Origin of the sequence: Anaeromyxobacter dehalogenans 2CP-1, assembly GCF_000022145.1 — a bacterium.
Classification (GTDB): Bacteria; Myxococcota; Myxococcia; order Myxococcales; family Anaeromyxobacteraceae; genus Anaeromyxobacter; species Anaeromyxobacter dehalogenans.
On record NC_011891.1, the window covers coordinates 2,849,806 to 2,869,744 of the forward strand.

17 protein-coding genes are annotated in these 19,939 nt (G+C 75.6%); 9 read left to right on the forward strand and 8 right to left on the reverse strand.

The window, feature by feature from the left end:
* Positions 1-12: 12 nt before the first annotated feature.
* The 5 genes from A2CP1_RS12965 to A2CP1_RS12985 form a co-directional block, all read right to left on the reverse strand.
* Complete coding sequence (locus A2CP1_RS12965) at positions 13-1,878, reverse strand: methyl-accepting chemotaxis protein (protein ID WP_012633698.1); 1,866 nt, start codon at positions 1,876-1,878, stop codon at positions 13-15.
* An 87-nt stretch (positions 1,879-1,965) separates the two neighbouring features.
* Positions 1,966-3,951: a chemotaxis protein CheA gene (locus A2CP1_RS12970; protein ID WP_012633699.1), complete on the reverse strand. Its 1,986-nt coding sequence runs from the start codon at positions 3,949-3,951 to the stop codon at positions 1,966-1,968.
* 10 nt (positions 3,952-3,961) lie between these two features.
* Complete coding sequence (locus tag A2CP1_RS12975; RefSeq protein WP_012633700.1) at positions 3,962-4,330, reverse strand: response regulator; 369 nt, start codon at positions 4,328-4,330, stop codon at positions 3,962-3,964.
* Positions 4,323-4,616 (reverse strand): STAS domain-containing protein, encoded by a 294-nt coding sequence (locus A2CP1_RS12980; protein ID WP_012633701.1) that lies wholly within the window; start codon positions 4,614-4,616, stop codon positions 4,323-4,325. Before A2CP1_RS12980 ends, A2CP1_RS12975 begins: the two co-directional genes overlap by 8 nt.
* Positions 4,617-4,633: 17 nt before the next feature.
* A complete protein-coding gene (locus tag A2CP1_RS12985) occupies positions 4,634-6,424 on the reverse strand; it encodes a methyl-accepting chemotaxis protein (protein ID WP_012633702.1) in 1,791 nt (596 codons plus the stop codon).
* Between the two features lie 589 nt (positions 6,425-7,013).
* Between A2CP1_RS12985 and A2CP1_RS12990 the strand changes: the two genes are divergently transcribed.
* Genes A2CP1_RS12990 through A2CP1_RS13000 form a run of 3 tightly spaced genes read left to right on the forward strand, consistent with a single transcriptional unit; the run spans position 7,014 to position 11,382 of the window.
* Complete coding sequence (locus tag A2CP1_RS12990) at positions 7,014-7,598, forward strand: chemotaxis protein CheW (RefSeq protein ID WP_012633703.1); 585 nt, start codon at positions 7,014-7,016, stop codon at positions 7,596-7,598.
* Positions 7,595-10,312 (forward strand): methyl-accepting chemotaxis protein, encoded by a 2,718-nt coding sequence (locus tag A2CP1_RS12995; RefSeq protein ID WP_012633704.1) that lies wholly within the window; start codon positions 7,595-7,597, stop codon positions 10,310-10,312. Before A2CP1_RS12990 ends, A2CP1_RS12995 begins: the two co-directional genes overlap by 4 nt.
* Positions 10,312-11,382: a protein-glutamate methylesterase/protein-glutamine glutaminase gene (locus A2CP1_RS13000; RefSeq protein ID WP_012633705.1), complete on the forward strand. Its 1,071-nt coding sequence runs from the start codon at positions 10,312-10,314 to the stop codon at positions 11,380-11,382. The genes A2CP1_RS12995 and A2CP1_RS13000 overlap by 1 nt, the downstream gene beginning before the upstream one ends.
* Before the next feature lie 14 nt (positions 11,383-11,396).
* Here A2CP1_RS13000 and A2CP1_RS13005 read toward each other — a convergent pair whose 3' ends face one another.
* The 3 genes from A2CP1_RS13005 to A2CP1_RS13015 are packed head-to-tail and all read right to left on the reverse strand — an operon-like array spanning position 11,397 to position 14,816.
* Positions 11,397-11,876: a chemotaxis protein CheD gene (locus A2CP1_RS13005; protein WP_012633706.1), complete on the reverse strand. Its 480-nt coding sequence runs from the start codon at positions 11,874-11,876 to the stop codon at positions 11,397-11,399.
* Positions 11,873-12,679: a CheR family methyltransferase gene (locus tag A2CP1_RS13010; RefSeq protein WP_012633707.1), complete on the reverse strand. Its 807-nt coding sequence runs from the start codon at positions 12,677-12,679 to the stop codon at positions 11,873-11,875. The genes A2CP1_RS13005 and A2CP1_RS13010 overlap by 4 nt, the downstream gene beginning before the upstream one ends.
* 1 nt (position 12,680) lies before the next feature.
* Positions 12,681-14,816: a chemotaxis protein CheA gene (locus A2CP1_RS13015; RefSeq protein ID WP_012633708.1), complete on the reverse strand. Its 2,136-nt coding sequence runs from the start codon at positions 14,814-14,816 to the stop codon at positions 12,681-12,683.
* Positions 14,817-15,292: 476 nt separating this feature from the next.
* Between A2CP1_RS13015 and A2CP1_RS13020 the strand changes: the two genes are divergently transcribed.
* The 6 genes from A2CP1_RS13020 to fliN all read left to right on the forward strand — a co-directional run bounded on the left by A2CP1_RS13020 (position 15,293) and on the right by fliN (position 19,937).
* The gene (locus A2CP1_RS13020; protein WP_012633709.1) at positions 15,293-15,718 is read left to right on the forward strand and encodes a chemotaxis protein CheX; all 426 of its coding nucleotides are present in this window, start codon (positions 15,293-15,295) and stop codon (positions 15,716-15,718) included.
* Positions 15,719-15,784: 66 nt separating this feature from the next.
* Positions 15,785-16,942: a response regulator gene (locus tag A2CP1_RS13025; protein ID WP_012633710.1), complete on the forward strand. Its 1,158-nt coding sequence runs from the start codon at positions 15,785-15,787 to the stop codon at positions 16,940-16,942.
* A 10-nt stretch (positions 16,943-16,952) separates the two neighbouring features.
* A complete protein-coding gene (locus tag A2CP1_RS13030) occupies positions 16,953-17,819 on the forward strand; it encodes an HDOD domain-containing protein (protein WP_012633711.1) in 867 nt (288 codons plus the stop codon).
* A gap of 300 nt (positions 17,820-18,119) precedes the next feature.
* Positions 18,120-18,623 (forward strand): flagellar basal body-associated FliL family protein, encoded by a 504-nt coding sequence (locus tag A2CP1_RS13035; protein WP_012633712.1) that lies wholly within the window; start codon positions 18,120-18,122, stop codon positions 18,621-18,623.
* 8 nt (positions 18,624-18,631) lie between these two features.
* Positions 18,632-19,636, forward strand: a complete 1,005-nt coding sequence (locus A2CP1_RS13040) for a flagellar motor switch protein FliM (protein ID WP_232288203.1) — start codon at positions 18,632-18,634, stop codon at positions 19,634-19,636.
* Between the two features lie 7 nt (positions 19,637-19,643).
* Positions 19,644-19,937: a flagellar motor switch protein FliN gene (gene fliN / locus A2CP1_RS13045; RefSeq protein ID WP_012526504.1), complete on the forward strand. Its 294-nt coding sequence runs from the start codon at positions 19,644-19,646 to the stop codon at positions 19,935-19,937.
* Positions 19,938-19,939: the final 2 nt, after the last annotated feature.

The window sequence follows — 19,939 nt, forward strand, 5'->3', positions numbered from 1 at the left end:
CGGGCGGGGCGCTCAGTAGGCCTGGTAGCCCGGCTCCGGCTCCGGGGCCTCGGCGAGCTCGATGCGGACGCCGGCCTCGGACGGCGCGGCGGCGGGCCGGGCCGGCTTCGGCGCCGGCTTCGGCGCCGGCGGCGTCGCCCTGGGCGCGGGCCGCGCCGGGGCGTTCGGAGCCTTCGAGGCCTTCGGGGCGTGCAGGGCCGGCGGGGCGGCCGGTCGCGCCGGCGGCGCCGCGCGCGCCGCGGCACGCCCGGCGCCGTCCGCTAGACGGAAGAACGCGATCAGCTCCTGCAGCTTCACCGCCTGGGCGGTCAGCTCCTCCGCGGTGGAGCTCATCTCCTCGGCGCCGGCCGCGTTCTGCTGGATCACCTGGTCGAGCTGCTGGATGGCCTTGGAGATCTGGGCGGCGCCGGTGTCCTGCTCGCGGCTCGCGGCGCTGATCTCCTGCACCAGCTCGGAGGTCTTCTGCGCCTCGGGCCGGATGCGCCCGAGCAGGTCCCCCGCCTTCTCCGCCACCGACACGCTGCTCGCCGAGAGCTCGCTGATCTCCCCGGCCGCCTTCTGGCTGCGCTCGGCGAGCTTGCGCACCTCGGAGGCGACCACCGCGAAGCCCTTGCCGTGCTCGCCCGCGCGCGCCGCCTCGATGGCGGCGTTCAGCGCGAGCAGGTTCGTCTGCCGGGCGATCTCGCCGATGATCGAGACCTTGCCCGCGATCTGCTTCATGGCCTCCACCGTGCGGGCCACCGCCTCGCCGCCCTCGGCCGCGACGCCGGCCGCCTTCGTCGCGAGCTGCTCGGTCTGCGAGGCGTTGTCCGCGTTCTGCCGGATGTTCGAGCCCATCTCCTCCATCGACGCGGAGATCTCCTCGATCGACGAGGCCTGCTCGGTGGCGCCCTGGCTGGTCTGCTCGGACGCGGCGCTGAGCTGCTCCGAGCCCGCCGCCACGCCGTCCGCGGCCACCTTCACGCCCTGCACGACCTCGGTGAGCCGGTGCACCATCTCGGAGAGCGCGCGGAGCAGCTCGTCCTTGTCCGAGCGCGCCTCGAGCCGGACCTGCAGGTTGCCGCCCGCGACCTCCTGCGCCGCCCGCGTGATGCCGCCGAGCGCGTGGTTCATCGCCGCGAACGCGCGGGCGAGGACGCCCACCTCGTCCTTGCGGTCCTCGCGGAGCTGGACGTCCAGATCGCCGATCGCCATCCGCTCCGCCGCGGTGACCATCGCCCCGATGGGCCGGCTGATGGTGCGCGCGACGAGGATCCCGAGGCCCACCGCGAGCAGCATGGCGGCCAGGGCGATCACCAGCATCAGCCGGTTGGCCCGCTCGGCCAGCGCGTCGTTCGCCTCGCTGGTCTGGCGCGCGACCTCGTCGTTCGAGTCCAGCATCGCCTGGAGCGCCGCGCGCTCGGCCTCGAACGCGGTCGCCAGCTCCCCGCGCAGCACCTCCTGCGCGCGCTGGTCCTCGCCCGCCCGGATGTGCGCCGCCACCCGGTCGCGGGCGGCCGAGTACGCGCGGTGCAGCCCCTCCAGCTCCGCGAACGCCTTGCGGTCCGCGTCGGTGGAGAACGTCTCCGGGTAGCGCTTCATGCGGTCCTGGAAGCGCGCCTCGTACGCCTCGAGCTTCGCGAGCGGCGCCTCGCGCGCCGAGCGGTTGGTCTCGCCCAGCGCGTCCTGGAGCTCGGACTTCTGGCCGCGGTAGCTCGCGACCATCTCCGCGAGGTACTTCAGCGACAGGGTGCACTTGTGGTAAAGGAAGGTGTCGGCCGCGTTCAGGGCGTTGAGCTGCCTGTACCCCACCCCGCCCACCACCCCCGCCATCAGCGCGACCAGGGTGAACCCGACGAGCAGCTTCGCGGTGATCCCGAGGTTCTCGTACCAGCGCATACGGTCTCCGTTGCGTCGCGCGCGAGGGCGAGCGGCGCGTTTGCGCCGGCCCCTCCGAGGGGCCGGCGTCCTGCGGTCGACTTCGCCTCACGCGGCGCGGGCCGCGTGCTCCTTCAACAGCGCCGCGACGTCCAGGATGGGCGCGACGCTCCCGTCGCCGAGGATGGTGGCGCCGGACAGCCCCTTCACGCTGCGGAACATCTGCCCCATCGACTTGATGACGGCCTGGAGCTGGCCGGCGACCTGGTCCACCGCCAGGCCGCAGCGCCCGGCCTCGGTCCGCACGATCGCGATCTGCTCGTGGTCCGGCCGCGCGCCGCGCACCTCGAACACCTCCCGGAGCCGCAGGTACGGGACGAGCTCGCCCCGCACCGGCGCGAGGTGCGCCCCGCGCGCCGCCTCCACCTCCGCGGCGGTGAGCCCGACGCACTCCTCCACCGCCGCGAGCGGCAGCACGTAGCTGCCCCCGCCCACCTCCACCAGCAGCCCCTCGATGATCGCGAGCGTGAGCGGCAGCTCGATGCGCAGCGCCGTGCCGGCCCCGGGCGCGCTCTCCAGGGCCACGGTCCCGCGCAGCGCCTCGACCGACCGCTTCACCACGTCCATGCCGACGCCGCGCCCGGAGACGCTGGTGACCGTCCGCGCGGTGGAGAATCCGGGCTGGAACACGAGGTTGAGCAGGTCCGCCTCGGCGAGGCGCGCGCCGGGCTGCAGCAGACCGCGGGCCTCGGCCCGCGCGCGCACCGCCGCCGGGTCGATGCCGGCGCCGTCGTCGCGGACCTCGACGACCACGCTGCCGCCCGCCTGGCGGGCCGAGAGCGAGATGGTCCCGCGCGGCGGCTTGCCGGCGGCGCGCCGGGCCTCGGGCGTCTCGATGCCGTGATCGCAGGCGTTCCGGATCACGTGCACGAGCGGGTCCGCGAGCCGCTCGATGACGGTCTTGTCGAGCTCCGTCTCGGCGCCCTCCGTCACCAGGTCGATCTCCTTCCCGAGGTCGGCCGCGAGGTCGCGCGCCACCCGCCGCAGGCGCCCGAACGCCGTTCCGATGGGCACCATGCGGAGGTCGAGCGCGGTGTCGCGCAGGTCGGCGGTGAGCCGCTCCAGGCCCTCGGACACCGCGCCCAGCTCCGCGTCCTCCGCCTGCGCGGCGAGCCGCGCAAGCCGGGACTGCGCGGTCACCAGCTCGCCCACCAGGTCCACCAGGTGGTCGAGCTTGGCCGCCGCGACCCGCACGCTGGAGGCCGCCTCGGGCGGCCGGGCCGGGCCGCCGGTGGAGCGCGCGATCTCCCCGGCCCCGGCCGCCAGGGCCGGGCTGGGCGCGGCAGGCGCGGCCTCCGCGCTGGGGAGCGCCTGGACGCGCAGCGTGCAGCGGTCCTCGACGAACGCGAAGACGTCGCGGATGGCGTCCTCGCCGCGGTCGGTGGTGAGGGTCACCTCCCAGGCCAGGTGGCACCGCTCCGGCGCGAGATCCTCCAGGCGCGGGATCCCGTCGGTCCGGGCCACCACCACGCATGGGCCGAGCGTCGACAGCTCGTCGAGCAGCCCCAGCGGATTGGTGCCGTTCTCGAACAGGTCCGGGTTGGGCTCGAAGGCGATGCGCCAGGTGCGCGGCCCGAGGGCCGCAGCCGCATCCCCGGCCGCGCCGCACCCGGCGTCGGCCTGCTCGCCGCCGGCGGGCGTCGGCGCCCCGGCCTCGGCGTCCGGCGCGAGGGCCCGGTAGGCCGCCACGAGCCGATCGCGCTCGCGCCCGTCCGCGCCGCCCTCGCCGTCCAGCATGCCGCGGACCAGATCCTTGCCCGCGAGCGCGAGCCCGATCAGCTCGCGGGTGACGGCGAGCCGCCCGCCGCGGACGTGCTCGAACACGGTCTCCAGCTCGTGGGTGAACGCCGCCACCTCGTCGAAGCCGAACATCGCGCCCGAGCCCTTGATCGTGTGCAGCGCGCGGAAGGCGCGCGACACGAGCTCGGCATCGTCCGGCGCCTGCTCCAGCTCGAGCAGGGTGGCCTCCAGCTCCGCCACCCGCTCGCCCGCCTCCTCGCGGTAGCTCGCTGCCAGCTGCTCCAGGGAGCGCATCGTGTCCTCCTCAGGCGCCCAGCAGGCGCGCGGCCACTGCGAGGAGCTGCTCGGGGGTGAACGGCTTCACGATCCACCCGGTGGCGCCGGCGGCCTTCCCCTCCAGCTTGCGCGCCTGCTCCGACTCGGTGGTCACCATCACCACCGGCGTGAGCCGGTGCGCGGGGTCGGTGCGCACCGCGCGGATGAGCCCGACGCCGTCGAGGTTGGGCATGTTGAGGTCGGTGAGCACGAGCTGCACCGGGCGCGCCGCCAGCTTCGCGAGCGCGTCCTGCCCGTCGACCGCCTCCAGCACCTCGTACCCCGCCCCCGTGAGCACGACCCGCTCGGCGAGCCGGACGCTCGCGGAGTCGTCCACGACGAGCACGCACCTAGCCATCTCGATCCTCCACGTCCAGCCAGCTTCCCTCGGGCGCGCGATCGAGCCCGGACCGCGCCACCGCGGCCGCGAGCGCCCCGCTGCGCGCCTCGAGCCCGAGCCGCACGCCGCGCGCGGCGGCGGTGCGCGCGGCGGCGCACAGCACCTGCAGCCCCGCCGCATCGGCCGACGCGACCGCCCCGGCGCCCAGCGCGAGATCCTCCCCGCGATCGAGCGCCTCGAGCAGCAGCGCCCGGAGCGCCTCCGCCCGCGCGATCGTCAGGTCCTCCGGCAGCTCGATCCGCATCCCGCTCCTCCCGCTCCTCAGAACAGCTCGACGTTCGCGCCCAGGTCGTGGGCCGCCGCCGGCGCCGCGACGCCCGCGACCGGCGTCGCCGCCTCGCCGGTCACCCGCGCGTGGACGTCGCGCTCCGACGACATGGTGTAGCGCTCCAGCGCGGCCCGCCCGCCTGCCCGCGCCGCGGGCGCGGCCGCGCCGGCCCCCTCCGCCGCGCGCGCGCCGGCGCTCGCGAGCTCGCGCTCGAGCGCGTCCAGCCCGCGCGAGATCTCGAGCTGCCGCTCCAGCCGCGCCGCGACCTCGTCCACCTCTCGCCGCAGCGCCGCGCTGTCCTCGCGCAGGCGCCGGGTGCCCTCGGCGAGCGCGAGGTGCTGCGCGCCCAGCCGCGCGACGAGCGCGCCCATCGCCTCCGTGAGCGCCTCGCCCTCGGACGCGGCCGCGGCCGCGCGGTCCACCTCGAGCGCCGCGGCGGCCGCGGTGATCGCGTCGAGCGACGCGGACACCTCGTCGGTGCGCCGCACCACCTCCGCCGCGACCACCTGGATCTCGCGCGCGAGCACGGCCAGCACGCGCCCGCCGACGCCCGCCCGCTCCGTCTCCACCAGCGCGTTCAGCGCGATGATCTTCACCGCGTGCCCGATGGCCCGGGTCGCGCGGACCTGCTCGGCGATCCCGCCCACCGCCTCGGCGACCCGCCGCGCCGCGTCGGCCCCGGCGCGCGTCTGCGCCAGGTGCTCGCCGAGCGTGCCGGTCGCCGCGCCCACCCCGCGCTCCACCCGCGCGATGGGCGCGCCCTCGGCCCCGTCGCCCGCCACCTGCCCGAGCTCGCGCCCGAGCACGTCGGCGCGCGACGCCATGGCGCGCAGGCTCTCGCGGATGCCCTCCAGCGCCTCCAGCAGCCGCGCCCGCGCCCCGCCCACCTGCGCACCGGTCAGCCGGCACACCCCCGCCGCCTCGGCGAGCCACGCCGCCGGCTCGGGGGACCTGCCCGCCGTCTCGCCGGCGTCCGCGTCGAAGGCGCGCAGGACCTCGGCCACGTGCTCGAGGATCTGGCGGGTGGCGTCGTGGCCCTGGAGGCCGACCACCACGCTGGCCGCGCTCCCGGCGATCCCGACCGACGCGTCCGCCGCCCCGGCCACCACGCGGGCCTGCGCGGCGGCGAGCGCCCGCAGCGCCGTGAGCGCCTGGCGCGTGTCGCCCAGCATCCGGTCGGACCAGGCCCGCTCGCGCCCTGCGAACGCCTCGGCGGCGCCGCGGGCCGCCCCGACCGCCTGGGCGAGCTCGCCTGCGCGGGCGACCATGGCCGCGAAGCGCGCCTCGACCTCGTCGGCCAGGCGGCGCACGTCGGAAGCGACCGTCTCCACGCCCGCGTTCGGGACCGCCGCCCGGCAGTTCTCGATCCGCGTGTTCACCCCGAGCGCCCGCAGCGTGCGCGGCACGTCCGCGAGGGCGCCGCCGGCCGCGGCGAGCACGTCCGCGCGCGCGCCCACCCCCTGCAGCGCCTCCCGCTGGCGCGTGGCGCCGGCCCGGCTCTCGCCCAGGTACGAGGCGAGCCGCTCGAGCACCGGGGCCAGCTCCGCCGCGGGGTCGGCGTCGCTCCCGGCCCCGCCCGGCCCCGCGGCCCGGCGCGCCGCGTCCACCATCCCGCGGGCCCGCCCCTCCAGCGCGCCGAGGCGGTGGCCCGCCTCGAGGAACACGTCCTCCGAACCGTCGAGGAGCGCAGCGAGGCGCTCGGCCACGCCGCGCAGCTGCGCGCGGGTCGCCTCGAGCAGTGCCGCCGGGGCCTCCGGCGCCGGTCCGGACGGAACGGCTTCCATGCGCTCGCTCATCCTCTCCACGCGCCGAGACCGCCGCGTCGCGCCGCCCCGGCACCGGCCGGGGGGGCCGAGCGCCCGGCTCAGCACCGCCCGTGCCACGGCCGGCGCGCGCGCCGGAATCGCGCGGCGTCGCACGCGCCAGCGTCGCCGGCGCATGGCGGCGCCGCTTTCACCCGGGGTTCATGGGCGCGGTGCGCGGCGACCCGCCCGCCTCGGCCGCGGCGCCGGCGCGAGAGCCGCCCCCAGCGCGAGGATCCGGCGGGCACCCCGCGCGCGCAGTGAAACGCACCCCGGAGTGGAGGCGGCCCCAGCCGCGGGCGCGCGCCGCCCGGGGCGAGCCGCGCGACTCGGGTGCGTCGCCACCCGCGGCGCACGCGCCCGCAGGCGCCGCGCGCGTCGCGTTCCTGACGCCGCCGCGGCCCCGGCGCGCGCGTCCCGGCGGGGCGCCGGGCGGGCGCGCCGGTCCCGTGGCGCGCGCCGGCGGCTCGCGCCCCGCTGGCACGCCGGGTGCTCCATCGCGGCGCGGAGCTCGCGGCGCCAGGACCGCGACGCGGCCGCGACGCCGCGAGACGAGACGGGAGGATCGCACGTGACGACGGAGCTGGCGAAGGCCGACGGAGCGGCGGGCACGGCCACGGAGCTGGGCCGCCGCCTCGCCGGGAAGTACATGACGTTCCAGCTCGCGCGCGAGGAGTACGGGATCGAGATCCTCACCGTGCGCGAGATCATCGGGCTGCTGGAGATGACCCGCGTGCCGCGCACGCGCGACTTCATCCGCGGGGTCATCAACCTGCGCGGCAAGGTCATCCCGGTCATCGACCTGCGCCTCAAGTTCGGCATGGAGCGGTGCGAGCCCTCCGATCAGACCGTGATCATCGTGGTGCACTGCGCGGTGGACGGGAGGCCGCTCACCATGGGCCTGCTGGTGGATCAGGTGCTCGAGGTCCTCTCCATCGGCCCGGCGATGATCGAGCCGACGCCCGCGCTCGGGCAGGCCGCGCCGGAGGAGGACTTCATCCTCGGCGTCGGGAAGCACGACCGGCGCATCGTGTTCCTGCTCGACATCGCTCGGATCCTCTCCTCGGACGACGCCCGCGAGCTGGGCCGCGCGTCCGCCGCCGGCGCGCCCGCCGGCGTCACCCCTGGCCCCGAGACGACGGGAGACGTGCCATGAAGACCCGCAACACCAACAACGGGAAGCTCATCTTCGCGGGGTTCCTCGCCGCGAACATCCTGGCGGTCGCCATCGGCGCCACCTCCTTCTTCACGGTGCGGCGCCTGTCCGGCTCGCTCACGGCCGTCACCAACCAGGAGCTGCCCGCAGCGCTGGCGCTGGCGCGGGTTCGCGCGGCGGTCAACGGCGTCATGCGCGCCGCCAACGGGATGATGAGCCCGCGGATCTCCGGCGACGCCGAGACCCGCGAGGCCGTGTTCACGCTGGCGGAGGGCTCGCTGCGGGACCTCGCCCAGGCCCGGAAGGTCTTCGATGGGGTCACGCACGCCGCCGCGGAGCGCGACGTGTGGGGGCGCGTGAGCGGGTCGCTGGATGCCTGGAACGGCCTGGTCGCGGCCTACGTGGACGCGGTCCGCCGGCGCGAGACGCAGCTCACCCCCGAGGCCGACGAGCGCTGCTGGATCCTGTACCAGCGGCTCCGCGGCAAGCAGGTCGAGTTCGCGCCGCTGCTCGACGGGATGATCGAGGCGTCGGCGAAGGACGCGCAGGCGCTCGAGGCGGAGTCCGCCGTGGCGGCAGGCCGCAGCCAGCTCACGGTCGCGGTCCTGGTGATCGCGGGCTCGATCGCGATGCTGGCCATCGCGTGGCTCCTCGCGCGGCGCGTGTCGCGGGCCATCGGCGCCATGGTGACCGAGACCGGCCGCCTCTCGGCGGCGGTCGAGGCGGGGCGGCTGGACGTGCGAGGGGACCTCGCGCGCGTCGACCCCGACTTCCGCCCGGTGGTGCAGGGGATCAACGCCACCATGGACGCCTACGCGCGCCCGATCCGGATGGCCGCGGACTGCGTCACCCGCATCGCGCAGGGCGACATCCCCGAGCCCATCACCGACCGGTACGAGGGCGACTTCGACCGCATCAAGGAGGCGCTCAACGGCTGCATCGCGAGCCTGTCCGGCGTCCTCGGCGCCATGGAGGCCACCGGCCGGGCCCAGGACGAGGGCGACATCGAGGCGTTCGTCGAGGAGGAGCGGTTCCAGGGCGCCTACCGCCGCGTCGCGGCGAGCATGAACGCCGGGCTCCGCACCCACGTCTCCGCGATCCTCGAGATGCTCACCACGTTCGGCGCCTACGGCGAGGGCGACTTCGAGCCGAAGCTGGCGCCGCGCAAGGGCAAGCAGGCGGTCGCGAACGAGACCTGCGACCGGATCCGCGACAACCTGCGCGCGGTCGCCGCCGAGGTCCAGGCGCTCACCGCCGCAGCCGCGGAGGGGCGGCTGTCGACCCGCGCCGACGCCGCCCGCTTCCAGGGCGACTGGCGCACGCTGGTCGAGGGCGTCAACGGTACGCTCGACGCGATCGTCGGCCCGCTCAAGGTGGCGTCGAACGTGGTGGACGAGATCTCGCGCGGCGCGATCCCGCCGCCGGTGGCCGAGGCCTGGTCCGGCGACTTCGTCCGCCTGAAGGATCACCTGAACGGCTGCATCGCCGCGGTGAACCTGCTGGCGGCCGACGCGAACCGGCTCGCCGAGGCCGCGGTGGCCGGCAGCCTCGACGCGCGCGCCGACGCCGCGCGCCACCAGGGCGACTTCCGGCGCATCGTGGAGGGGGTGAACCGGACGCTCGACGCCGTCCTCGCGCCGGTGGAGGAGGCCGCGGGCGTGCTGGAGAAGCTGGCGCACCGCGACCTGCGCGCGCGGGTCCAGGGCACCTACCAGGGCGGCCACGCCCGCATCGCCGACTCGGTGAACGGCACGGCGACGGCGCTCCACGACGCGCTCGCCCAGGTGAACGACGCGGTGGAGCAGGTGTCCAGCGCCGCCGCGCAGATCGCCGCCTCGTCGCAGGCGGTGGCGTCCGGCGCCTCGCAGCAGGCCTCCTCGCTGGAGCAGACCTCCAGCTCGATCGAGGAGGTCTCGGGCATGACCAAGCAGTCCTCGGACAACGCGCAGCAGGCGAACCAGCTCGCGGTGACCGCGCGCGGCGCCGCGACCGAGGGCGCGACCGCGGTCGAGCAGATGCAGGGCGCGATGGCGCGCATCAAGGCGTCGGCCGAGGGCACCGCGCAGATCATCAAGGACATCAACGAGATCGCGTTCCAGACCAACCTCCTCGCGCTCAACGCTGCGGTGGAGGCGGCGCGCGCGGGCGAGGCCGGCCGCGGCTTCGCGGTCGTCGCCGAGGAGGTGCGCTCGCTCGCGCTCCGCTCCAAGGAGGCGGCCAACAAGACCGAGGCCCTCATCCGCGACTCGGTGAAGCAGGCCGGCGAGGGCGAGGTCACCGCGCGGCACGTGGCCGCCAAGCTCGGCGAGATCGTGCAGGGCATCGGCAAGGTCACCGACATCGTCTCGGAGATCGCGGCCGCCGCCCGGGAGCAGTCCACCGGCATCGAGCAGGTGAACAAGGCCATCGCCGAGATGGACAAGGTCACCCAGCAGAACGCCGCCTCGGCGGAGGAGTCGTCGTCCGCCGCCTCGGAGCTGTCCGGTCAGTCGGAGGAGCTCGCGGCGATGGTGGGCGCGTTCCAGCTCGACCGCTCGCAGCGGCAGGCGGCGCCGCGCCGTCCCGCCGCCGCGCCGGTCCGCTCGCCCCCCGTGGCGCCGCCCGGCGCCCGCCCGCGCCCCGGCACGAACGGCGCGGGCGCGCTCGCGAGCTCTCGCGCGCTCGCGGAGCAGGCGTTCCCGATGGACGACGACGCCGAGATCCGGGACTTCTAGTGGAGGCCCCGCGCCCCCCAGGGACCGGACCCCGGCGCGTCCGGGTGCTGGTGGTGGACGACTCCGCCGTGGTGCGGAACGTCTTCCAGCAGGAGCTCTCCGCCGATCCGGAGATCGAGGTGGTGGGGACGGCGCCGGATCCGTTCGCGGCGCGCGACCTCATCCTGGAGCGCTCGCCCGACGTGATCACGCTGGACGTGGAGATGCCGCGCATGGACGGCCTCACGTTCCTCCACAAGATCATGCGCTACCGGCCCACGCCGGTGATCGTGGTGTCGTCGCTCACGCCCGCCGGCGGCGCGCTCGCGCTGGAGGCGCTCGCCGCCGGCGCCTGCGACGTGATGTGCAAGCCCGGCGCGGCGTACTCGGTGGGCGAGATGACCGCCGACCTGGTCGAGAAGGTGAAGGAGGCGGCCGCGGCCGGCGTGCGCGCGCCCGCGCCGCTGCCGCCGCCGCCGCGCGCCGCGACGTCGTGCGCCCTGTCCCGGACCACGCACCAGGTGGTCGCCATCGGCGCCTCCACCGGCGGCACCGTCGCCATCGAGCGGATCCTGGTGGCGCTCCCGCCCAGCGCACCCGGCATCGTGATCACCCAGCACATGCCCGAGCTGTTCACCCGCTTCTTCGCGAAGCGCCTGCGGGACCAGTCCGGCCTCGACGCCCGCGAGGCGCAGGGCGGCGAGTCGGTGGTGCCGGGGACGGTGCTGGTCGCGCCGGGCAACCGGCACATGCTCCTCCGGCGGTCCGGCGCCCGCTACGTGGTCGAGGTCAAGGACGGGCCCCGGGTGAACCGGCACCGACCCTCGGTGGACGTGATGTTCCGCTCGGTGGCCCGCACCGCCGGGAGCAACGCGGTCGGCGTGATCCTGACCGGCATGGGCGGCGACGGCGCCCAGGGCCTGCTCGCGATGCGCGAGGCGGGCGCGCGCACGGTCGCGCAGGACGAGGGATCCTGCGTGGTGTACGGGATGCCGAAGGTCGCGGTGGAGGCCGGGGCGGTGGAGCGCACCCTCCCGCTCGACCGCATCGCCCCGGAGCTCCTGCGGCTCACGGACGGCGCGCTCCCCTGAGCGGGGTCACGGGATCAGAGCGGCGCGATCTCCTCGCCCGACTGCACCGTCACCCGGCCCGAGTCCAGGAACAGGCGCACCGTCCGCGAGCGCGCGCCGCCCACGTCCTCCGCCGCCACGGCCACCCGCGCGCGGCGCAGGATGCGCCGCATGGCGGCGTGGTTGCGCCGGCCGATGTCGAAGACGCCGTACAGGTCGTTGAAGCTCCCGCCTCCCGCCGCCTTGACCACCAGGTCCTCCTTGCGACAGCCGCGGGCGTACAGCCGCTCGAAGAGCAGCGGGATGCCGGTGTCGGCGAACGTGCCCGGCGCGCCGCGCGCCCGCTCCGGCGAGAGCGCGGAGGTGGGGAGCTGGAAGTGCAGCATGCCGCCGACGTGGCGGCCGGGATCCCAGACGACGAGCGCGATGCACGAGCCCAGCCCGTGCGTCACGATCACGCCGCCCGGCTCACCGGTCACCACCAGGCCGCCGATGCCGACGGTGACGAGGCTCACGTGGCCTCCGGCATCCGGTACACCGAGGGGCGCTCGCTGCGCAGCCGCGTGGGGATCCCCGCCAGCGTCTCCGAGTGGCCCACGAACAGCGGGGCGCCCGGGCGCAGCAGGCGCTCGAGCTCCTCGACCAGCCCCGCGCGCATGGGCCGGTCGAAGTAGATCATCACGTTCCGGCAGAAGATCGCGTCGAGCGGCCCGCGCATCGGGTACGGGTGCTCGGCCAGGTTGAGGCGGCGGAGCACCACCCGCTCCCGCAACCGTGGGACCACCTCGTGCAGCGTCGACCCGCCGGGCCCCGGTCGCGCCGCGAGGAACCGCGCCCGCAGCGCCGCCGGGATGGCGGCCACCTCCTCGTCCGCGTAGGTGGCCTCCGCCGCGCGCGCCAGCACGCGGGTGGAGAGATCGGTCGCGAGGATCCGCCAGTCGCAGCCGTCGAGCTCGGGCTCGAGCACCATCGCGGCGGTGTAGGGCTCCTCGCCGGACGAGCAGCCGGCGCACCACACCCGGAAGCGCCGCTGGCCCGCCCGGCGTGCGACGCGCACCGACTGCACCAGCGCCTCGAAGTGATCGGCCTCGCGGAAGAAGTGGGTGAAGTTGGTGGAGATGGCGTCCAGGAACCGCACCAGCTCGTCGCCGCCCGCCGCCTGCAGGTGCGCCAGGTACTCGCGCTCGGTGGAGAGGGCCAGCTCCCGAAGGCGCCGCGCGAGCCGCGCCTCCACCAGGGCCGCCTTGCCCGGGCGCAGGAAGATCCCGGCCCGCTCGTGGGCGATGCGCTGGAAGCCCTGGTACGTCTCCGCGTCCACCCTAGGCCCCCGCCGCCAGCCGGGCGCCGCGGTCCGCCGCCGCGTCGCGCGACGCGAGCCCTGCCAGCCGGTCCACGTTCAGGATCAACCCCACCCGGCCGTCGGAGAGGATCGCCGCGCCGGAGAGGAAGTCCGTGTCGCCGAGGCCGCTCCCCAGGGGCTTGATCACCACCTGCTGCTGGGTGACCACGTCGTCCACCACCAGCCCCACCTTGCGACCCAGCCCCTCGACCACGACCACCCGCAGGTCGTCTGCGCCCGCGGCGCGCTCGCGCGCGCCGAGCAGCCGGTGCAGGCGCAGGAGCGGCAGGATCTCGCCGCGGACGTCGATCACCTCGCCGCGTCCCGCGGCGCGCCGGATCGTGTCATCGGCCGGCCGCAGCGACTCGACGATCGAGAGGCTGGGCAGGATGTAGGTCTCGCCTCCGCAGGAGACGAGCATGCCGTCGATGATGGCGAGGGTGAGCGGGAGCACCAGCCGGAACGTGGTCCCCCCGCCCGCGCGCGAGGCCACGGTGACGCGGCCGCGCATCCCCTCGACGTTGCGCTTCACCACGTCCATGCCCACGCCGCGCCCGGAGATCTCGGTGACCTTGGCCGCGGTGGAGAAGCCGGGCAGGAACACCAGCCCGTGGACCTCGGCGTCGGACAGCTCCTGCCCGTCGCCCACCAGCCCACGCTCGCGCGCCTTGCGCAGGATCCGGTCGCGCTGCAGCCCCCGCCCGTCGTCGGCCAGCTCCACCACGATCGACCCGCCCTCGTGGTAGGCGGCCAGCCGCAGGACGGACCGCGCGGCCTTCCCCGCGGCGAGGCGCTCCGCCTCCGGCTCGATGCCGTGGTCGAGCGCGTTCCGCACCAGGTGCACGAGCGGGTCCTCGATGCGCTCGACCATGCTGCGGTCCATCTCGGTGTCCTCGCCGGAGGTCTCGAGGACCACGTCCTTGCCGGTCCTGCGCGAGAGATCCCGGACCAGGCGCGCCATCTTCTGGAACGCGCCGCGCACCGGGACCATGCGCATCCGCATGGCCACGTTCTGCAGGTCGCGGCTGATCTTGGTCATCTGGTTGAGCGAGTTGCGCAGGCGCAGGGAGGCCACCGCCGCCAGCTCCGGCGCGTGCACCACCATCGACTCGACGATGATGAGCTCGCCGATCATCTCCACCATCGAGTCCACCCGCTCGAGATCCACCTTCACCGTCTCGCGGAGCTGACCGCCGCCGTGGGGCGGCGGCGCGGGCGCGGCCGACGCGGGCTCGGCCGCCGCCTCCGGCTCCACGGCGGGCGCTGGCCTCGGCGGCGCGGGCGCGGGCCGAGGCGGGGGGATCGCTGCGGTCGGAGCCGCGGTGGCGACGGGGGTCGCGGCCAGGTCCGTGGCAAGCGGCATGGCCGGCGCCGTCCCCTCGCCCGCCGCCTCGGGCGCCGCCTCGGCGGCCGCGCTCACCGCCGCGATCCGCGCCACCAGCCCCGGCACGCGCGCGTCCGGCAGGAGGTCCGCGCGCGCGTCCACCGCCTCACGCAGCCGCTCCAGCAGGCTCCGGAGCGCTGCGGTCGCCTCGAACGTCACGTCGAAGGCCTCGCCGGCCAGCGCCGCGCGGCCGCTGCGCACGTGGTCGAGCAGCGTCTCGGCCGTGTGCGCGAGCGAGACGATCTCGCCGAGCTCCAGGAACCCGGCCACGCCCTTGATGGTGTGGAAGACGCGGAACAGCGCGTTGGTGCGGTCCGGGTGCGGCCCGTCTCGCTCCACCGCGAGGAGCGTCTCGTCCGCGCGGGCCAGGCCGTCGAGCCCCTCCTCCAGGAAGTCGCCGATGAGCTCGAGCGTGTCCGCGTCGCGGCTGGCCCGCGCCGCCGGCGGCAGCGCCTCCGCCGCGGCGGGCCGCTCCAGCTCGCCGCCGCCGAGCAGCGCCGAGAGGCGGGCCAGCGCCGCCGCGGCCCCGCCGGCGTCGTCGCCGTCGCTCCCGTCCAGCGCGCGGCCCAGCGCGCCGGCCTCCGCGGCGAGCGCGCCGTCGAGCGCACCCGCGGCGGTGGCCGCGGCCAGCGCCCGCGAGACCTCGCAGAGCGACGCCGGGTCGGCCGCATCCGCCGCCACCACCGCGGCCGCCAGCGCCTCGCGCGCGTCGTCCCCTGGTCCTCCGGACATCCCGTCCTCCGATCGCTCCCGGCGCCGCGTCCTGGCCGTGCCGGTCGACCCGCACGCCGTTGCAGCGCGCGTGCCCGGATCCCGGGACGCCGCGCCCGGGCGGCCGTGGCGCGTCGGGCGTGCGCAGTCCGGCGTCTCCCGCCACGGGTCGCCGCCGCGGCGTCCCCGGGGCCGGGGCGGACCCGAGTCCGCCGCGACACGCCGCCGGCGCGCGTCATGCGGCTGGCGTCAGGATCGGCCGCCCGCCGCGTCGATCCGCGAAGCCGCTGGGGCGCAGCGCGAACGTGCGCGAGGCCCGGCGCCGGGCCCCCGGCGCGCTGCGCGCGAGGCGAGCCCTGCGTCCCGGCGGCGGCCGCCGCGTCGAGGCAAGGCGCTTGCAGAGTGCCGCCGCGGGGTCCGCGCCCGAGCGCGGCGCCGGGACGCTCCCGGCACAGCCCCGGTGCCCGCTCATGACGACCTTGCCGCCCCCAGAACAGATGGCCTCCGTGGTGTCGGGGGTGACCCAGACGATGCTGGGACTCACCTTCGTCCCCGACGCCGCCCGGACGCCGTGGCGCGATCTGGTGTGGCGCGGCGCCGTGCTCGCCATCGATGGCGCTCGCCCGCTCACGGTGGGCCTGTCCTCGGATCGCGAGGGCTGCACGGCGCTGACCGCGGCGCTGTTCCAGATCGGCGCCGACGAGGTCTCGGACGAGATGCTGTCCGACTCGCTCTGCGAGCTGGTCAACATGACCGCCGGGCTGCTCAAGGCGCACCTGCGCCTGGAGCAGGCGCTGGGGCTGCCGAGGGTGGTCCCCGCCGGACAGCCGCCGGTGCCCCCGCCGCCGGACAGCGCGAACAGCGTGGTCCTCCGCGCGGAGCACCTCGGCCTGGTGCTGTGGGTGTTCGAGGGGCTGGCCTGACCCATTGACGATTTCGCGCCGGCGCGCAGCCCGTGACGGGCCGGGCGCCGGGGCCGGAGGCAAGAGATGCCCGCCATCCTGACCGTGGACGACAGCCGCGCGGTGCGCACCATCGTCGGCAAGCAGGTGAAGGAGCTGGGGTTCGACGTGCTGGAGGCCGAGGACGGCATCCAGGGGCTCGAGCAGCTCGCGCAGACCCAGGTGGACCTGGTGCTGCTCGACGTGACGATGCCGAACATGGACGGCCCCGCCATGCTGCAGAGCATGCGCGACGGCGGCAACCAGACGCCGGTCATCATGCTCACCTCGGAGTCCAAGCGGAGCATCGTGGCCGGCGCCATGAAGCTCGGCATCTCCGACTACATCCTGAAGCCCTTCAAGCCCGAGGAGCTGCGCTCCAAGGTGCTCTCGGTCCTCCAGGGCGAGGGCGGCGTGGGCGGCCTCGGCGCCGAGCCGGCGGTGGAGGCCGCGCCGGCCGAGGCAGCCGCGGCGGCCCCGGCGCCGGCCGGCGGCCGGTTCGTGGACGTGCTGGTGGTGGACGACATGGAGAACGTCCAGAAGAAGCTGCGCTCGATGGTGCCGCAGCACGTCAGCCTGAACGGCTACACCAGCGCCGCCTCGGCGCTCGCCGCCTGCCGCGAGCGCGTCTACCGCGTGGTGCTGGTGGACACCGAGATCCCCGACGTGAACAGCGCCGTGCTGGCGCAGCAGATCCGGGTGCTGCAGCCGCACGCCGCCCTGGTGGCGCTGGCCCTGCGCACCGCCAACGACGTCACCAAGGAGGTCAAGGAGCAGGGCTTCGACGACGTGCTGTTCAAGCCCTTCCGTCCCGAGACCATCGACGACTTCCTGCTCCAGTACTTCGACAACCAGGACTTCCTGCAGGTCGAGGACAACGTCCTGCGCCTGGCGCCGTTCGCGGGCCGGGCCGACAAGGTGGACCGCTTCTACAACCGCGTCCACGCCGTGTTCGCCGACGCGCTCGAGAAGGTCGCCGCCGCCTGCTACGACGAGGTGGTGCTCGACGTGGGGACGCCGCCGCTCGAGGGCGACCGGCTGCCGAAGCTGGTGAACGCGGTGGCGGAGAAGGCGCGGGACTTCGGCATGTCGCTCGCGCTGGTCGGCGCGCCCGACGTCCGCAAGGCGCTGGGCGGCTACACCGAGACCAAGGACCTCCGGCTGTTCGCGACGGTGCAGGAGGCGCGCGCGGGCGGCGCCGCCTAGCGCGACGCGCATGAGCGTCGACAAGCTCTCGGCCGAGCTGGAGGCGATCCTCGTCAAGCGGATCGAGACCGACCAGCTCTTCCTTCCGACGCTCCCGGCCGTGGCCGCGCGGGTGCTGGACGTGCTGCGCGATCCCGACGCGGGCATGAAGGAGGCGGCGCAGATCCTGGAGAAGGACCCGGTGCTGGCGGCCCGCGCGCTGCGCATGGCCACCAGCGCCGCCTTCGCCGGCGGCACCCGCAAGATCACGCTGCAGGAGGCCCTGGCGCGGCTCGGCACCCGCGCGCTGAAGGGGCTGCTGGTCGAGGCGTCGGCGCAGAAGCTCTTCGTCTCGCGCGACGCGCAGATCAACGCGGCGCTGAAGGCGCTGTGGGAGCACTCGGTGGCGGTGGGCATCCTCGCCCGCGACGTGCTGGCGCTCACCGGCACGGGCGACTCGGAGTCCGCCTACCTGGCCGGCCTGCTCCACGACGTGGGCAAGCCGGTGGTGGCGAGCGTCCTGCTCGAGGTGGAGCGGCAGCTCACCGAGGTGTACCAGCGCGGCTGGATCGACTCCGGCGAGTGGCTGGCGGTGGTGGGCCGGGTGCACCGGCGGGTGGGCGTGGCGCTGGCGGAGAAGTGGCAGCTCCCCGCGCCCCTGGTGGCGTGCATCCGCGAGGCGACGGAGTTCGAGAAGGGCGACCGCGCCTCGCTCGCGAACGCGGTGTGCTTCGCGAACGCGCTCGCCAAGAAGTCCGGCATCTTCGCGGGCGCCATCGACGCCGAGGACGTGGACGCGCTCGTGATGATCGGGCGCTCCGTCATCGGCATCTCCGACGACGTGCTGCGCACGCTGACGCGCGGCCTGCGCGAGCGCGTGCGCGGCATCTACGACTGACAGCGCCGCCCATTCGCGTGCAGCCCTGCTGCGGCGCACGCTGGCTGCCTGCGCCGGGCAGACTCGTTCCTGCGCTGCTCGACGTGCCGACGGGCACGCCTGCGCTGCTCGGTCCTCGTGTGCCCGGCTCGGCGACGCCATCGTGTGCCTCGCGACGGGCCCCACGCAAACGGGAGGCGCTATGAGGCCCGGCACGTCACCGCGGTGACGGCGCCAGGCGCCTGACGTCTCCCAACCCCACGGGATCGCGCCGTTCCGGTGTGGCGCGCGGCTTGCTCCCGGGGTCTCGCGGGAGACGACATGGCAGACGCGATCGACAGCCCCACCCCGCCCCCCGCCCCTGCGCCCGGCGGCTCGAAGCTCGTGCCGGCGCTGCTCGCGCTCAACCTCCTCGTGGTGGCCGCGCTGCTGGCGGTGTTCCTGCTGCGCGGCGGCGCGACCGGGGCCCCCGTCGCCGCCGCGGCCGGCGCGGCGCACGGCAGGGAGGGCGCGGCCGCGCCCCCCGGGCCCACCATCAAGCTCGCCGACTTCATCGTCCACCTGCGCGACACCGACGCCGATCGCTACGCGCGCGTCACGTTCGACGTCGAGGTCGCGACCGAGGAGGACCGGACGCGCCTCACCCCGCTCGTCCCGCGGGTCCGCGACGCGTTCATCGCCTACCTCTCCGACCGGACGGTGGAGGAGCTGCGCGGCAGCGACGCCATCGCGCGCACCAAGGCGGCGCTCTCCGAGCGGCTGGGCGCGCTGGCCGCCGGCGTCGAGATCCGCGCGCTCTACATCACCGACCTCGTCATCCAGTGAGCCCGCCCGTGCCCGCCGTCCTCACGTCCGACGAGATCAAGGCGCTCATGGGCGCCATCCAGGACGGCCGCCTCGCCACCGAGGGCGCGCCGTCCAGCCGGGCGCAGGTCGCGCCCTACGACCTCACCAGCCAGGACCGGATTATCCGCGGCCAGATGCCCACGCTCGACGCCATCAACGAGCAGGTGGCGTCGATGCTGGGGATCGGGCTGGCCGGCCGGACCCGGCAGGCGCTGCGGATCACCTCCGCGCCGGCCACGCTGCTGAAGTTCGCCGACCTCGCGCCGCTGCTCGCGCCGCCCGCGTCGGTGTGCATCCTGGGCCTGGGCGCGTCCTACGGGTTCGCGCTGGCGGTGCTGGAGGCGGGCCTGGCCGAGGCGCTGCTCGCCGCGGCGCTCGGCGACCGGCGCGTCCGCCAGCCCGAGGAGGGAGGCGACACGCGCCGCGAGCTCACCTCGGTGGAGCAGCTCGTGCTGCGCCGCCTCCTGCGCCTCCTCGCCGAGGCGATGACGCAGGCCTGGGCGCCGGTGCTGCCGTTCGAGCCGGAGGTGCTGCGCCTCGAGCCCGACCCGCGCATGGCCAGCATCGCCTCGCCCACCGACGTCGGCATCGTCTCCGGGTTCGAGCTGAAGGGCGGCATCGAGGGGCGCCTGCACCTCGTCATCCCCTACGCCGCGGTGGAGTCCGCCAAGCAGAAGCTCTCCTCGCCCCGTCGCCTGTCGCAGCGCGCCGACGAGCGGTTCGCCGACGCGCTGGCGCGCGAGGTGGAGCAGGTGCCGGTGGAGATCCGCGGCCTCTACGGCCGCGCGCGCATCCCGTTCGCGCGCCTGCTGGAGCTCGCCGAGGGCGAGGTCCTGCTGCTCGACACCGACGAGGGCAGGCCGGTGCCGGTCGTCGTGCAGGGGCGGGAGAAGCTCCTCGGGACGCCCACCGTGTCCGGCGGGAGCCTGGCGCTGGTGGTGGACCAGCCGCTCCGCCCGCCCGCCCTGACGCCGGCCACCCTGCTGCGCTGAGGATCCCATGGAAGCCCAGACCCCGCGGAACGGCGACTCGACCCGGCGCCTCGACATGCTGCTCGACGTGCCGCTCGAGGTGAACGTCGAGCTCGGCCGCACCCGCATGACCATCCAGGACCTGCTCCAGCTCGCGCCCGGCTCGGTGATCGAGCTGGACAAGGTCGCCGGCGAGCCGCTCGACATCCTGGTGAACGGGCGGCTGGTGGCGCGCGGCGAGGCGGTGGTGGTGAACGACAAGTTCGGCGTGCGCATCACGGACATCGTCTCTCCCCAGGAGCGCATCCAGCGCCTCCGCTAGGA

What these genes read in the sequence shown, in the direction of transcription:
- A2CP1_RS12965 (WP_012633698.1), bottom strand. Translation starts at nt 1,878, where the DNA reads ATGCGCTGGTACGAGAACCTCGGGATCACCGCGAAGCTGCTCGTCGGG.
- A2CP1_RS12970 (WP_012633699.1), bottom strand. Translation starts at nt 3,951, where the DNA reads ATGCGCTCCCTGGAGCAGCTGGCAGCGAGCTACCGCGAGGAGGCGGGC.
- A2CP1_RS12975 (WP_012633700.1), bottom strand. Translation starts at nt 4,330, where the DNA reads ATGGCTAGGTGCGTGCTCGTCGTGGACGACTCCGCGAGCGTCCGGCTC.
- A2CP1_RS12980 (WP_012633701.1), bottom strand. Translation starts at nt 4,616, where the DNA reads ATGCGGATCGAGCTGCCGGAGGACCTGACGATCGCGCGGGCGGAGGCG.
- A2CP1_RS12985 (WP_012633702.1), bottom strand. Translation starts at nt 6,424, where the DNA reads ATGGAAGCCGTTCCGTCCGGACCGGCGCCGGAGGCCCCGGCGGCACTG.
- A2CP1_RS12995 (WP_012633704.1), top strand. Translation starts at nt 7,595, where the DNA reads ATGAAGACCCGCAACACCAACAACGGGAAGCTCATCTTCGCGGGGTTC.
- A2CP1_RS13015 (WP_012633708.1), bottom strand. Translation starts at nt 14,816, where the DNA reads ATGTCCGGAGGACCAGGGGACGACGCGCGCGAGGCGCTGGCGGCCGCG.
- A2CP1_RS13020 (WP_012633709.1), top strand. Translation starts at nt 15,293, where the DNA reads ATGGCCTCCGTGGTGTCGGGGGTGACCCAGACGATGCTGGGACTCACC.
- A2CP1_RS13025 (WP_012633710.1), top strand. Translation starts at nt 15,785, where the DNA reads ATGCCCGCCATCCTGACCGTGGACGACAGCCGCGCGGTGCGCACCATC.
- A2CP1_RS13030 (WP_012633711.1), top strand. Translation starts at nt 16,953, where the DNA reads ATGAGCGTCGACAAGCTCTCGGCCGAGCTGGAGGCGATCCTCGTCAAG.
- A2CP1_RS13035 (WP_012633712.1), top strand. Translation starts at nt 18,120, where the DNA reads ATGGCAGACGCGATCGACAGCCCCACCCCGCCCCCCGCCCCTGCGCCC.
- fliN (WP_012526504.1), top strand. Translation starts at nt 19,644, where the DNA reads ATGGAAGCCCAGACCCCGCGGAACGGCGACTCGACCCGGCGCCTCGAC.